Source organism: Pseudoleptotrichia sp. (assembly GCF_057270515.1).
Map to the genome: position 1 here is coordinate 1 of NZ_DBHIXS010000009.1, position 15446 is coordinate 15446.

Annotated in this window: 16 protein-coding genes; all 16 read right to left on the minus strand. The window is 28.8% G+C overall.

The features are described 5' to 3' along the window. Nucleotides 1–546 precede the first annotated feature (546 nt). Nucleotides 547–1881, minus strand: coding sequence for a glycoside hydrolase family 10-like protein (locus ACO5J6_RS07335; RefSeq protein ID WP_485643087.1), 1335 nt, complete (start codon nucleotides 1879–1881; stop codon nucleotides 547–549). 121 nt (nucleotides 1882–2002) lie between these two features. Beyond that, a complete protein-coding gene (locus ACO5J6_RS07340; protein ID WP_485643089.1) occupies nucleotides 2003–2749 on the minus strand; it encodes an endonuclease/exonuclease/phosphatase family protein in 747 nt (248 codons plus the stop codon). 5 nt (nucleotides 2750–2754) lie between these two features. Continuing rightward, on the minus strand, nucleotides 2755–3417 hold the full coding sequence (locus ACO5J6_RS07345; RefSeq protein ID WP_485643091.1) for an O-methyltransferase: 663 nt from the start codon (nucleotides 3415–3417) through the stop codon (nucleotides 2755–2757). Nucleotides 3418–3527: 110 nt separating this feature from the next. Continuing rightward, nucleotides 3528–4631 (minus strand): type II secretion system F family protein, encoded by a 1104-nt coding sequence (locus tag ACO5J6_RS07350; RefSeq protein ID WP_485643093.1) that lies wholly within the window; start codon nucleotides 4629–4631, stop codon nucleotides 3528–3530. A 54-nt stretch (nucleotides 4632–4685) separates the two neighbouring features. After that, complete coding sequence (locus tag ACO5J6_RS07355) at nucleotides 4686–6128, minus strand: MFS transporter (protein WP_485643094.1); 1443 nt, start codon at nucleotides 6126–6128, stop codon at nucleotides 4686–4688. A 47-nt stretch (nucleotides 6129–6175) separates the two neighbouring features. After that, nucleotides 6176–7057, minus strand: a complete 882-nt coding sequence (locus ACO5J6_RS07360) for an ROK family protein (RefSeq protein WP_485643096.1) — start codon at nucleotides 7055–7057, stop codon at nucleotides 6176–6178. 117 nt (nucleotides 7058–7174) lie between these two features. Next, nucleotides 7175–8176, minus strand: coding sequence for a D-glycero-beta-D-manno-heptose-7-phosphate kinase (rfaE1, locus tag ACO5J6_RS07365; RefSeq protein ID WP_485643097.1), 1002 nt, complete (start codon nucleotides 8174–8176; stop codon nucleotides 7175–7177). A 73-nt stretch (nucleotides 8177–8249) separates the two neighbouring features. Beyond that, a complete protein-coding gene (locus ACO5J6_RS07370) occupies nucleotides 8250–9470 on the minus strand; it encodes a type II secretion system protein GspD (protein ID WP_485643098.1) in 1221 nt (406 codons plus the stop codon). After that, nucleotides 9470–9994 (minus strand): hypothetical protein, encoded by a 525-nt coding sequence (locus ACO5J6_RS07375; protein ID WP_485643100.1) that lies wholly within the window; start codon nucleotides 9992–9994, stop codon nucleotides 9470–9472. The genes ACO5J6_RS07370 and ACO5J6_RS07375 overlap by 1 nt, the downstream gene beginning before the upstream one ends. A 27-nt stretch (nucleotides 9995–10021) precedes the next feature. Next, the gene (locus tag ACO5J6_RS07380) at nucleotides 10022–11227 is read right to left on the minus strand and encodes a hypothetical protein (protein WP_485643102.1); all 1206 of its coding nucleotides are present in this window, start codon (nucleotides 11225–11227) and stop codon (nucleotides 10022–10024) included. Nucleotides 11228–11268: 41 nt separating this feature from the next. Continuing rightward, entirely contained in the window at nucleotides 11269–11847 is a 579-nt protein-coding gene (locus tag ACO5J6_RS07385) for a hypothetical protein (RefSeq protein ID WP_485643104.1), read from the minus strand. Nucleotides 11848–12045: 198 nt separating this feature from the next. Continuing rightward, nucleotides 12046–12516 (minus strand): hypothetical protein, encoded by a 471-nt coding sequence (locus ACO5J6_RS07390; protein ID WP_485643105.1) that lies wholly within the window; start codon nucleotides 12514–12516, stop codon nucleotides 12046–12048. 158 nt (nucleotides 12517–12674) lie between these two features. Continuing rightward, on the minus strand, nucleotides 12675–13118 hold the full coding sequence (locus ACO5J6_RS07395; protein WP_485643107.1) for a hypothetical protein: 444 nt from the start codon (nucleotides 13116–13118) through the stop codon (nucleotides 12675–12677). A gap of 415 nt (nucleotides 13119–13533) precedes the next feature. Beyond that, the gene (locus ACO5J6_RS07400; protein ID WP_485643108.1) at nucleotides 13534–13989 is read right to left on the minus strand and encodes a prepilin peptidase; all 456 of its coding nucleotides are present in this window, start codon (nucleotides 13987–13989) and stop codon (nucleotides 13534–13536) included. Nucleotides 13990–14024: 35 nt separating this feature from the next. Then, nucleotides 14025–14414, minus strand: coding sequence for a type II secretion system protein (locus ACO5J6_RS07405; RefSeq protein ID WP_485643109.1), 390 nt, complete (start codon nucleotides 14412–14414; stop codon nucleotides 14025–14027). A gap of 188 nt (nucleotides 14415–14602) precedes the next feature. Beyond that, nucleotides 14603–15403: a pyrroline-5-carboxylate reductase gene (gene proC, locus ACO5J6_RS07410; RefSeq protein WP_485643111.1), complete on the minus strand. Its 801-nt coding sequence runs from the start codon at nucleotides 15401–15403 to the stop codon at nucleotides 14603–14605. Nucleotides 15404–15446 lie beyond the last annotated feature (43 nt).

Genomic DNA, 15446 nt, shown 5'->3' on the forward strand with positions numbered 1-15446 from the left:
GTGCTTCTTTTTCAAGTAAATCATTGAATTTTGATTCTATTGCATTCAGACTTTGCTCCAGACTTTGTTTTGGTGCTGAATAGCTCACTGATGATATTATCAATATCCCCATTAATAGGAACATCATTTTTTTCATTTTTCCTCCTAAAATTTTTCTTAGATTTTAAAGTATAATTTCTTAGCAATTACTTTTAGATAGTATATCAAAAAATCATGAATATTTCAACATATTTTTTTATTTATGACAAATTCATTTTTAATTTTTATTTTTTTTCAATTTTACTATTTCATATATTGCTTATTTTTAAAGATTTTACGCATATAATAATTTCACCTATACTGTTATATATGAATATATATTTATATTATTTTTTATACATTATTTAATTTTTATATAATTATTATAGCCTAAAATAAAAAATATCCATTTATATCATTTTCTTATCACCTTATAAATAAACATTCCTAAACGAAAAAAAATTTCCAAATAAATTTTCAATTTATTTGGAAATTTCTATTTTATATTAATTTATAAGCCTTTCAAGTCTATTTATTATAAGGCCCGTTTATTAAATTGACAGTTACGTTTTTAGGATTAGGAACTAATGATTTATAGCTAAAAAATATGCTCCCTTTTATTTCGGAGTATCTTCTGTTAAGTCTAATCTGTTCTACCAATTCATTTCCTCCGTCAGACCAGTCTTTTACTTTATATGCTGCCTGTCCTATATAAAGATCTGTCCCTGTTTTTCGAGCATATTTACTCCACCATTCTACAAGAACACTATAATCAGCTGCTCTGAATCCTCTTGTCCAATATAACTGAGGTGCTACATAATCTATCCAGCCTTTATCCATCCAGTAAAGTATATCTGCATAAAGGTCATCATAATTTTGTACTCCTGCCTGAGTTTGTGAACCTCTCACAGGGTCTGTCGAAGCATTTCTCCACACACCGAAAGGACTTATTCCGAATGATACATTTTTATTTTCTTTCTTTATTTCCCTATGAAGCTTTTCTATAAGTTTATTTATATTGTTTCTTCGCCAGTCGCCTATACTTGAAAATCTTCCTCCGTATTTTTTATATTGAGCACTGTCGGGATATTCCTGACCTTTCACTTTATAAGGATAAAAATAATCATCCATATGAACACCGTCTATATCATATTTTTTAACCACTTCTACTATACTGTCAACGACATAATCATTTACTTCGGGTATTCCGGGATTAAGATACAGTTTCCCGCCGTACATTACTGTCCATTCAGGCCTTTTATTTCCTATATTATCACGGGAAAGTTTTTCTCTCCCTCCGCCCATTGTCAATCTGTAAGGATTGAACCACGCATGAAATTCTATATTTCTTTTATGTGCTTCTTCTACCATGAATTTCAACGGGTCATAACCGGGATTGGCTCCCTGAACTCCTGTCAGATATTCAGACCAAGGTGCATATTTCGAGGGATAGAAAGCGTCTCCTACAGGTTTTATCTGCACAAATACAGCATTCATATTCCATTTTTTTACATTTTCAAGCACTGAAATAAATTCACTTTTTTGTTCCTCGATACTGAGTCCTTTTTTTGAAGGCCAGTCGATATTTATTACACTGGCAACCCACACACCTCTTAATTCTTTTTTCTCTTTTTTTACCGTTATCTTTCTTGATTTATTATTTTCCGTCTTATTTTTACTGTTATTTTTATTATAATTGTCGCTATTATAGTCATCATTACCATAGCTGTCTATTATTTTCAGTATTTCTTCATCATTTTCAAAATCATTTGAATTATATGAGCTGTTATTATCTCCATATAAATTTCCCACTGTTAAAATGAGAATTACAAATAATGATACTATTTTTGATGTCAACTTCACTTTTTCACTCCTATCTCTGAATATCTTCAAAATTTTATTTATAAATTTGATTATAAAGTTTGATTTTTATAATTCCTGCTCTCTCTTTTTTATTCCCTTTTTTTATTTACTTTTTCTTTTTTCAGTTATCTTTCCTATCCATAATCTCAAAATCCATTAAAATTGGTAAATGGTCAGATAATAATGTTTTTATTACTTTATAGTTTTTTACTTTTATATCTCGGGAACAGAGGATAAAATCCAGTTCCTTTTTCGGAGCCCAACTTGGAAATGTAGGGTCTTTGTGTGAATTTACATTATACAGTCCACTCGCTTCCAAGAACAGTTCTATTTCCTCACTTCCCCACAGAACATTGAAATCGCCCGCAACTATAAAGGGTTTTTTACAATCCTGTATTAATTTTCTAAGTTGCACAAGCTGTTTTAATCTCGTCTTTCCTCCCAATGCCAGATGAACGAGGAAAACTATAACAGAACCTGTCTCAATTTCTATTACAAGTTTTTTCATTCCGTCATCAAGATAATGAAATTTTTGAGATTTTGTCTCCATTTTTGACAAAAAAGCGTTTCCCTGCTTTCTGACCATAGGCATTTTCATATATTTTGAATTTTCCTGATATTTATGTCTATACACATAATAGTTTTCTGTCATTTTTCCCAAAAGTTCAGCCTGATTTTTTTCTTTAGTTCTGAAAGACCCCAGATCTACTTCCACCAGCCCCACTATGTCAGGGTCATATTTTTTTATAAATTCTCCTATCCTGCCAATATGTTCCAGCGAATGTCCCAGATAGCCTCTTATATGTTTTAAAGGCTGATTTAAATATTTTCCTGTCCCGTATCTTATATTGTATAAAAGAAATTTCATAATTATTACTTCCTAACCAGTCCTACTCCGTCTCCGAAAGGCAATAAGACAAAATTACATTCATTATTCAGCTTTTCTATAAACTGCTGCAATCTTTTTACTATCGTTCTGTACTTTTTCGGAATATCTTTATCTTCTTCCGTTACTAATCCTCGGAACATTATATTATCAATAAATATAATGCCGTTTTCATTTAAAAGTTTATAACACATTTTAAAAAATTTTATATACTGTCCTTTTGATGCATCAATAAATATAAAATCAAAAGTATTTTTTTTATTATTTCCTATTATTTTATCAAGTTCAGGTATCTTTTCCAGTGCATCTCCTAAAATCAATTTATTTTTCTCAAAAATACCCGTTTTTTTGAAATTCTCCACTGCTTTAGCGTATCTTTCTTCGTCTATTTCAATAGTTGCAAGAAATCCTCCGTTACTGTTTGCGAGTTTTCCAAGAAATATTCCTGAATAACCTGTAGCTGTACCTATCTCAAGTATATTCCGTGCCTTTATTCCCTGAGCAGTAAAGAGCATAAATCTTAACACTTCCCTCGTTATTATTGGGACTTTGTTTTCAAGGCTCTCTTTTTCTATTTCGATAATCTTTTCATCTTCTATCTGAAATAGTTTTTGAGCGTATTCAGACGATTTATTAAAATTTTCTATCATAGTTTTTAGCATATTCCTTTTATTTTTTTCTTTTTATTATCTTTCTGTTTTCTTTATAGGATTTCACGATTTTTCCACAAATTTATTTTTTCATAACTTCTTCTATAATTTTATAATGCTTCCCCTATTTTAAAAATCGGCAGCATAACCGAAAGCATTATTATCCCTATTATCATTGCAATAAATATTATAGACAGAGGCTCAAAGATTTTGAGAAAAAGCTGTATCTTACTTCTCACTTTTTCGTAATATATTTCATAAAGATTGAAAAAAACATCGGATATCACTCCTGTCTTTTCCCCTATATTTAAAAAAGTAATATATTCCTTGTTAAAAAATTTCAGATTATGAAAAGATTTTTTTATATTTTCCCCTTTTTCAATTTTTATTATGATTTTTCTTATTTCATTATTCATTAATCCGCTATTGGAATTTATGCACATTTTCAATGACTGGAGAAATGGAATATCGGCACTTGTAAGAGAATACATATTTCTTGTAAAGTTTAATATGCACATATCTTTATACAGTTTTCCTATTATAAAAGTATTTAAAAATATTTTTTCAAATTTTTCTTCATTTTTCTTTTTTAAATATATCGCGAGCCAAATAAAAAAAATTAATAAAATCAATAAAAACAGACCATATTTGTCAAAAACCGCACTTATTCCGATAATAGTCCTGGTCATAACAGGAAGCTGCTGTCCTGTATCCGAATAAATCAGAACAAACTTTGGAACTACAAATTTCAGAAGTATAACTACAATAATCAGAGCTGTAATAATAACTGTTAAAGGATATATGCTCAGACTCATTATATCTTTTTTGATTTTATTTCTAAATTCATATTTTTCATATAAATTTTTAAAAACCGTTTCCAGATTTCCCGTTTGTTCTCCTATTTTTATTAATTCTAAAAATTCCCTATCCTTTTCTATTTTCTCAAAAGCCTTATTTAATGGGGTTCCTTTTTCTATAAGTTTTTTCGTCTGCCTTATTTTTTCTCTAAAAATCCCCTCATAATTTATAGAAACTATTTCAAGACAATCTACTAAATTTATCTTTCCTTTTAATAAATAATGGACATTTTTCGTAAATGAAAGCATTTCCCTGTCTTTTACTTTATATTTTCCTACTTTATATTTTGTTTCATATTTTCCATTATATAATCTGCTTTTATTAAAAAATTTATTGTTACTCAAAAAATCGGTCATATTAAATCCCCCCTTTTTGATTTCTATACCGTTTTTCTTTTATTATTTTGAGATTTATACATTATTTTCATTGTTTTCATTATTGTTCTGATTATTGTTTTCAGTTTTTTCATCTGTTTTTCTATCCGTCTTTTCTTTTGCTTCTTCTTCAGAACTATTACCGCTAAAATAACCATTTTTTGATTTATCAGGATTTATATATCTCGAACCTGAAAACATTATTTTCGAGAATACACTTTTCATATGATTAGTTCCACTGTATACAAACGTTTTTTCAAAAGAATCCACTCTTGTCAGCTCAAGTAATGAAAACAGTCTTAAAATAAATCCAATGACAAAAGCAAATCTTATTGTATAAAATTCTTCTCCAAAAATATAAATAACTCCGTTATTTATAAATTTTCCTATAAGACCTCCAAACAGTCCCGCCAGTATTGCCGCTATCCCTGAAACTAAGGCGTAAGCTCCTACATAAGCATCGGCAGGCTCTCCCGAAACCTCCATCATCAAATTCAACAAACTCAATGTTATCGCTGTAAAACCTATCGCGTCAATAACTGCGGCTGCAAAAAGCATGGACATTTTATTGCCCTCTGTCATTGAAAAATACGTAAGAACATAATATGTTGTAAAGAATATTCCCATTCTCAACATCGTTTTATTGCCATATTTATCAGATAATTTTCCGTATATTATGTAAAGCACACTTGACAATATTGCTGTTAAAACTCCCATTTGTGAAATAAACATAGTATTTACACCGAGTATTTTTATTCTGTAATATTCTGTTAAAGGTTTTAAAAATTCCCATGTAAACAGCCACACAGAAGCAAATTTCAGATAAACGACAAAATTTTTATTTTTCAGTGCAGTTTTTATACTGACATTTTTTATCTCTTTCCCTAAATCAGGCACATAATGAAGACACATAAATAATACCGATCCTATTGCTGACAAGGACATTGAAGATGTCAGTATCAGCATTGAGCTTTTTTTATCGGGCAGAGATAAGATATATCCGTAAAACAGTATATATACTACTGTAGACAATGATGAAAACAGATTACGTTTCCCGAAATAATTTCCTCTCTCATTTTTATTTATAATCTGAACCATTGTAGCCGTCCATACATTATTTACAAAAGGAGAAAACAGAGCATAAATAAGCATTACCATAAAATATACACCCTGTTTTCTTATATCAAAAAGAATCGCAAAAGGCAACATACATATGACAAGCCTTGAAATAGCCGCCGATATTACTAACGTTCTTTTTCTGCTCCCAAGTAGGCTGTTTAATCTTTTGGTAAATATTTGCAACAAATATCCTGCTGTAGGCAGTGATGAAACTATTGATATAAAGAAAGAACTCATATTAAAGTATATTGCCAAACTTAGCAGCACAAAACTCTGCATTCCAACTGAAAAACCATTAAAAAACATAACTTCAAGTATTGCATACTTTCTGGTATTCTTTATTGAATGTTCTATATCCACATTTACTCCTTATTTCTCAAAGTTGTCTGATTTTAAATTGTGTAATTTTATTTATTTTCCAAAGCAATCTTTCCTAAAGCTATCGAACCTGTAAATCCTGCTTCATCTCCAAGACCGGGATATACGATATATTCATCAATTTTTTCTAAAATTTCTCTTTTATAGACATAGTCATTTAAAAATTCCTGAACATATTTTCTTATAAGAGGAAATAATTGTTGCTGTTTCATTACTCCACCACCCATAATTATTTTCTGAGGTGATAAAATCAATATATAATTCACTAAAGCCTGAGCAAGATAGTAAGCTTCCATTTCCCATACTCTGTCATCATTTGCCATTTCCTGACCTTTTTTTCCCCATCTGTCTTCAATAGCAGGCCCTGCTGCCATTCCTTCAAGACAGTCTTTATGAAAAGGACATCTTCCTTGAAATTTATCATCAGGATGTTTTTTCAAAAATATATGCCCCATTTCAGGATGAGTCAGCCCCTGTAACATTGTACCGTTTACTACTGCACCCGCTCCTATCCCTGTACCTACTGTTATATAAATAATATTTTTCAATCCTTTTCCTGCTCCCCACCATGCTTCAGCAAGAGCTGCTCCGTTTACATCGGTATCAAATTCCATGGGAACATTGAAATGTTTTTTCAATTCTCCTATTATGTTATAATCACTCCAGTATGGTTTTGGTGTTTTTGTAATATATCCATATGTTTCAGAGCTTTTTACGGGGTCTATCGGACCAAAACTGCCCACTCCCATTACATCAAATTTTTTGTCCTTAAAGTATTCTATTACTTTTGACATAGTTTCTTCAGGAGTTGTAGTAGGAATATTTATCTTATCAATAATTTCTCCCTTTTCATTCCCTAAACCACAGATGAATTTCGTTCCCCCTGCTTCTACTGCTGCAATTACTGCCATTCTTCTCTCACATCCTTATAATAATTTTTATGTTTTTATTTTAGTAATTTTTGATATCCCTTGATTTACTTAGTTCTCTTACGATTTGATCTTCTTGTAAAGAATAATTTTATATTGTTATTTTAATAACCCTTTTTCCATTTTATTATGATAAAATTCAAGTATTTCATCTCTTGTAGCAGTCGCAGTTCCTATTTTTCCCACGACAATACCCGAAGCCATATTTGCTATTACTCCTGCCTCATATATATCGGCTCCTGCACTCACTGCCAGTAAAAATGTCGAGATAAAAGTATCTCCTGCCCCTGTTACATCGTATACTTCCCTTGCGACAGTGGGTATTCTCTTATGTTCATTTTCAAATAACGAAATCCCCTCTTCACTTCTTGTTAAAACGACATTTTCGAGTTTCAGTTCATCTTTCAACTCTTTCATTTTTTGTGCAATCTGCTCTTCACTTTCAAATTTTTTCATGCCGAAATAATCAAGAAGCTCTTTTCTATTCGGTGTCATAGATGTCGCTCCCTCGTAATTTTTGAAATTTTGAGGTTTAGGGTCTACAACTATTTTTTTATTATTTTTTTTTGCAAGATTTATTATTTTTTCTGAAAGATATTTTGTCAATACCCCCTTATTGTAGTCAGATAATAATATAGCGTCCGTTTTTTCTATATTTTCTTCCAGTTTTTTTATAATCTCATCCTGTATATCCTGAGAAATATCGGTATCTTTTTCCCAATCCAGCCTTAAAAGCTGCTGCCCTTGAGACAGTACCCTGCTCTTTATTATAGTCGGTCTTGTTTCATCTTTTACAATAGTCGAAGAATCAATATTTTTCAGTTTCAGTTCTTTTAAAAATTTTTCTCCGTTGTCATCTTTTCCTACAACTCCATAGACAGATACCATTCCGTCAAGGCTTCTTAGATTGTTCGCAACATTTGACGCTCCTCCCGGTACAAATCTTTCCTCTTCAATATTTACAACAGGTACGGGTGCTTCAGGAGAAATTCTGTTTACTTTTCCTATTAAGTATTCATCCAACATCATATCTCCAACAACTGCAATTTTCACTTTATCAAATCTGTTCAATATTTCTTCCAGTCTTTCAGCAGAAATCATAAATTATCCTTTCTTTAAATATTATATATAATTTACATTTCTATTATTATACTACATAAATCAGAGTATTTCATTAACGTTTTATTAAATAATTTGCTTCCTGTATTACTGCTTCTATTTCTATATAAATATCCCGAATTTCCTTATTATTTCTCTTATATTTAAATAACGCCCCTATTATAGGGATACTCGAAAAAAATGGAACTTTTCTTACAGTTTCTTTAGTAACATTCTGTTTCAGTCCCCCTATAAATGTTGAACCTCCGTTATTCAGAGTAATTATCGTCTTAGTCTGATTTTTCTGTTTTGCCCCTGTCGAAGTATTATATCCCGATGTAAGTTTAAAATTACTTATTTCCGTATCTATTTTCAGTAAAATTTTCTTTTCTCCATTGATTTTTCTAATTTCGGGCAAGATTTTAAAAACAATTCCCGCTTCGGAAAATATAGGTTCCGTATAATCAGTATTGTTTTTTGTAGTCTTTTTTTCTCCAATCAAAACTTCTTCAGTAACTTTCAGCTCCCCTTCCTCATCTTCCATAATAAGTAAAGTCGGCATTGCTTCTATTTTTATATCTCCATTTTCCCTAAGCAGATTGAAATCTATTCCTAAAAATTTTCCTCCATTTGCAAAAATCGAGCTGAAAGTAACTTCTCCATTTAAAAATTTTCCTATCAAATTTGATTTTCCCGGCTCCGAACTGTTTGAATTTATATTCCAGTCTACTCCCAGTTTTTCAAACAAATTGGAGCTGGTATCTATTATTGTGCCTCTTATTATTATCTGGTCTTTAGGTCTGTCAAGAGAGCTTATTATTCTTCTTATCTGTTCTATTCTCTTTTCTTCTCCGCTTATTATTATTTTATTATCTATTCCTACTAATTTTAAATCATTGAAACCATTCAACTTTTCAGATACTTCTCTTACATCTCTGTATTCCAGCTCTATTTCTTCTATTTTTTCATTTTTTTCTTTGATATGCAGACCGTTCTGATTATTTCCGTTCAGATTGGTTCTGTTATTGTTGTTATAACTGTTTTCATTGGCATTTTCGTTACCGCTTATTCTATTATTTGTATTCCGATTTTTTGAATTTTGATTTATCGTTCCGTTTATTTCCTGATTTTCCGTATTATTTTCGCCTTTATCCTTATATATAAAGATTTTATCTGCTCTTTTTGCATCTTTCCTGTTTACATAATCCGTTACTTTTGCGGAAAAAATATTAATCCCCATTACAAAATAGAAAGCTAATATAATATTCGTCAGCTTAGCTTGTATTATTTTTTTCATTATTCCCCCCGTTCTATAAATCCTAAAGAAATTTTAAAATTATCCCCTGTAAGCTCGATATACATTTTAGATGTATCGATAAATTTCCTGCTTTTGTTTGTATAATATAAAAATTTCCCGAAATCATTAAGTCCTCCAAACAAAGTAAAATGTATATATTTCAATCTATAACCATTTCTTTCCCACAGTTTTTCAGACTTGGATATTTCTTTCATTTTCAGACCGCTTTCTTTAGTAAAAACATATATCATTTTCTTAAAATCCGCTTCATTTCTCAATGAAAGAGCAGCTAATTTCCCTGTCAATATTTGTATCTGCTCATAATCAGATTGCATTTCCTTTTTCTTTTTTTCCTGTTCAGCGATTATTTCATTTATCTTATTTTCAGTCTGTTCCTTATTTTCCAAAAGATTTTCCCTCTCATTGAGAATATTTTTATATTTTTCATATTTATTATTAAGTCCTAAAAACATAAATATTATTATTAGAATAATAACTATATTCTTTAAATTCAGTTTCCCCATTTTTACCCCATTTTTATTTTAATATATTTATTCTAAAATATTATATTCAAAGACAGTAGCCGTATCATTGTCCTTTATATAACCGAGTTCCGTTTTTTCATATTTATTTGTTATATTATTTTCAAACTTCTCAAAATTATTAAAATCCGGTATTTCTCCCTGTATTGTCCATTTTTTATTTTTATAACTGATTTTTGTGTAATCCAATCCGTATTCACTGTTATCAATTAAAAATTTTATTACTGAAAAATATTCCTTTCTTTTAAGGGTACTATCTATTTCATTTAATGTTGCCAATTCTTCGGAATAATCAGGTATTTTATCATTTTTTTTATTCAGATATTCTTTTTCCAGTTTTTTTGTTTCCTGCCTGATTTCCTCATTTCTTTTAATTTCTTTTTCGAGAGGAATCATACTGCTCAAGAGAAAATACCCAAATATTAAAAATACGATTATTATTATATCTTTTATTCCGATATTTCTTATACTTTCCATATTTATAATTTCAGATTTACCCCTAAAATTTGGCTCATCATATAATTCACTGCCATAAAATATATTTTTTATATCTTCTTTATCGACTGCCAGAGTTTTCATATTTCCAAAATCGAAATTATCAATATCATGAACATCATTTATTGTCAGTTCAATTTTTTCAATATCCGTTATTCCATTATTTTCAATAGTAAATCTTAAACTTTTTTCTTCTCCTATTTGCAATATTTCTACATTTTCATTTTTATAAAAATTATACACCGAGATAAAGTCCGCTTTTATTTTTTCCACTTCAAAATCGAATTTTTTAGACACTTTTACTAATTCCGCTATTTTCTTTTTTCTCAAATATATATTTATATATATATTTTCCATATGGTTTAAGTAGAATCTTTTACTTACCGAATTAATATTTTTTTCTACGAAATCATCTAAAAATTCTTTTCCGTAAAAATTTTTATCAATTTTTCCTTTCTCAATATTATCAATATTCTGAATTTCTTCCATATTTTCATCAGATTTATTCTTTTCAGTTTCAATTTTTTTATCATCTAATAAAAAATACGAAAAATGTAATATAATTGACAAAGACATCTTTTCTTCTTCAAATTCATACTCTTCTTTCAACATTTCGAGAACCGAAGCCAATTCCTCATTTTCATAATAAAATATTTCTTCGTTGACATATACATATATTTTGGAATTGCTCCTCATATATATTTTTAAACCCTCATTCATTATTTCCCCCATTTTTTCTCAATCATCCCTCATTTTCTCAATCAATTATCATCTTTTAAAAATTCTTTTTCTTTTAAGGTAATCTCTACCGAAGTAGGATTTATTCTTTTAAAAGATATTTTTTCAACAAATCTCAATTCTTTTCCCAATATTTTTTTTGTATATAATATTTCCAAATCATTATATACGATATTTAAATCTAAAGGTAACCTGTATTCACTGCCGTTGCCGTCTGATATTCTACTAATCTTGAAATTCCCTATACTTCCCGTATTTTCAGGCAAAAATATAATCTTCGTAATTACAGTATTTCCCGACAGGTCCATTTCTATTTTTGAATTGAAATACTGTTCTTTGTTTTCGGGAAATATCAAAATCCCATTATACATTATCCCTCTTAACATTATTTTTTCAGCATTTTCATTTTCTTTATTTATCAAATAATTTAACGGGATAGAGTTTTTGCTTCCGCTTTTTAACGAAACAATCTCAGTCTTTTCCCTTACAAAATGTATAAAACTTACTGAAAACACTGAAATCATTGACAATACAACTAATACATAAATCAGACTTACACCTTTTTTCTTATTTTCTTTTTCTCCTTTATTTTTCTCCCCCATTTACAAACCTCTCTTTTTAAAATCCATAAAAAATTAAACAATTAATTATTTTTTTCAATATATACCATTATTATTTTATTTTTCAATTTTATTCTCACCTACTATCATAATCATTTTTCCTGACATACTATTATTGCTGAAATTAAAATAAATAATTAAGACAAATCCGAAATCAGATTATCTGTATCATCTAAAAAATCAGGACAAATTCAAAACTCTGATTTCGTTTTCTTTCTTATATTTCAAAATTATAATTAACAGATTGTCAATTTTCTTAAATTCAACATTGTCATATTGCCCTATAACTGTTTCAGCTCCTAATTTTTCAGCATTATCCCCGTCAGAAATATATAGTTTCCCCTTTTTATATTCGAGTTTATAAAATTTACCGTCTTTTCTAAATAAAATTATATTCTGACTTATATGAATATTATCCTGATTTCCTTTATATAAAAATTTTCCAAATTCTCTATTTCTTATGTCTTTTATTATTTTATCCCCTACAAAATAAATATTTTCATATTTCAGCTGATTTTCTTTTTTTTCTTTTTCAATCAGGACAATTCTTTTTAAAAATATGGATATTACGAATATTAGAACTGAAAACAGAAACAGACATATCAATATTTCGAGCAGTAAATATCCCCTATTTTTTTTATATCTGTTCATCTTCCCCCTTTTTATCTATTTTAGAATAACATCGGTTCTTTACATCTACTTTCCATACCTTTTGAGCTGCACTTATCACAGGTGCTTTAAAGTAATAATAATTTTCTATATTTCTGTCTTTTTTAACTTTTTAAATATAGAAAAAATATTAATTTTCATTAATTTGGAAAATAGTAGCCTTTTACATTTTCCACTATTATTTCAAAAATATAGTCTTTATCCCCTCTTTCATTAATATAATAATCCTCCGTTCTTCTTATTTCTATTTCTTTTGACTTACTATCGACGGACTTTTCGTTTAATACTCTGTATTTTTCCTCTATCGAAAATTTATTATAAAAATCCGTTAAATCTTTAATAGTATATTTTCCTGTTAAAGATAATATCTCATCATATTTTTTTGTTTTAAAAATTTCTATCATATTTCTATTTTCATTATTTATATAATTTTTCTTATCAGCTTTCACACTTATTTTAAAAGTCTTTAAAAATATATCAGAAACAGGAACTAATACCGTTATTATAAAAAACATCGAAATTAAACTTTCAACAAGACTTTCTCCTTTATTTTTTCTTTTTATGTTATTTTTCATAGTTTTCATATTTCTCCTATTTCATATTTTTTATGAATTATAGTTTAATAATACTAATTATACCATAGGTTCTTCTGCTGGTGGAAATTATAATTCTACTGAATTATAGTTTAATAATTCTTTCAATTACAGTATACTCAACGTTAAATTTTATGCCTTTTAGCCCAAACATTTATTGTGTTCGACTTTCAATTACAGTATACTCAATGTTAAACTTTTTATATCTATCTTCTCTTACACTTCTCTTGCTGATTTTCCTGAACTGTAATAGTAGTTATCGTATATCGTATCCTGTTTAAATTCCTGAGTAAATTTTTCCCGTTATTTCTTTCATTATTTTTTTATATTGTACCATTTTTTGAAATTTACCCTCTTTAATCTCTCCTTTTTTTATTCTAACATACAAACATACAAATATTACATATTATCCTCTTTCCAAACAACCGAATATTACATATATTATGACTATAAATGGAGAAAAAGGAATATATTCTATTTTTTTCTTTTTTATTTTCAAATAAAATATTAGAAATACTGTAAATATTCCCGATAAAATATAGAGCAGCATATAAAATCTTATAATTTCTTCTAATGTTTTATATGTAAAAATCCCTCCTAAAGCCATCATCAATTTTATATCCCCAAATCCTATCAACTCTTTCTTCACATAATCTTCAGCAATATAAAGGATAAGCAGAGGCATTGAAAATGCACATATTCCCAGATAATATCCTGCTATATTATTATTTATCAAAGATTTTAAAAGACCAATTATCATTAATGTCAAAAAACCTTTTTCAGGAATAATTTTTTTATTTATATCGATAACACAAATGTACACTAAGACAATATATTTCATTATATCCAGTACTATATTCAAAATATTTATTAATTCATAATCTCCTAAATCTCCTATTATTTTCTTATCTCCTCTCCGGGAAAAGCCTTGCTGTCGCTGTCTATTTTCGCATATACTTCTCCCTTATTATATATTATCAGACCTTTTATATTTCCTATTTTGAAAGTCCCTGTAGATGTCATTCCTATTCCTAATTTCTGTATATTACCCTGCTCCGTTAATACATCCTGTAAATTTTTCGGAATATCTCCTCCATGGTCTATACTCCACGAAGTCGAAGAATTATTCAGCTCTGCAATAGCTCCAATTACTTTGCTCCTGTTTGCTTTATCTAAATATTTTCCTACCTGAGGTACTGCAATAGCAGAAATTATAGTAATAATAGCTACTACTAAAATTACTTCTATTAAAGTAAAACCTTTTTTCAATGATTTTTTTGCTTTCATATAACCCTCCCTATTATATTTAATTTTTTACTAATTATTTATACCTTATTTTTTATATTTTGTCAAATATTTTTTAATTGTATATTAAATAATTTTATAATATAATATTATAAAAATAGAGAAGGACAGACTATTTTGAAATGTATAGACAAGAAAATTCACTATTTAATTTACAGAGAAGCCTTTTTTTATTCGCTTATTTCTTTTGATTTTCTTACACATGCATTTACTGCATTTATTATTGTTCCTCTAAAATTACCATTTTCCAGAGTTCTGATTGCTTCTATAGTAGTTCCTGCCGGAGAAGTTACTTCATCTTTCAATACAGCCGGATGTTTTCCTGTTTCCAGTATCATCTGTGCAGAACCTTTTATAGCCTGTGCTGCTATTTTATAAGCTTCATTTCTCGGTAGTCCTTCCAAAACTCCTCCGTCTGCAAGAGCTTCTGCGAATATATAAACATAAGCAGGAAGAGAACCGCTTATTCCTGTAAAAGCGTGCATATGCTTTTCTTCTATTTCCACAGTTTCTCCAAAACTGTTCAGCAGCTTGAAAATTATTTCTTTTTCTTCTTTGTCCATATTTCCGTTAAAAGTAACGGCTGTCATCCCCTGAAGCACTTGTGCAGGCGTATTCGGCATAGTTCTCACTACTTTTTTATCTTTTCCTATGATATTTTCAATGCTGTCAATGCTTATTCCTGCTGCTATACTTACTATTATCTTATTTTTTTCTATACTGTCTTTTATTTTTTTCAAAACAGAATTGTAAATATTGGGCTTTACACATAAGATTATAATGTCACTATTTTCAACTACACTGATTTCATCCTGTAAAGAATTTGCATTATATTTTTCAACTAATTCCCTGACTTTTGCATTATTCGGGTCAAATATATTTATTTCATTTCCTGAAATAAATTTTGCTGTAACTGTTCCTTTTATTATGGCACTTCCCATATTTCCCGTTCCTATAAATCCTATTTTCATTATTTCCTCTTTCCATAAAAGATTATTTCTGTTATTATATTTT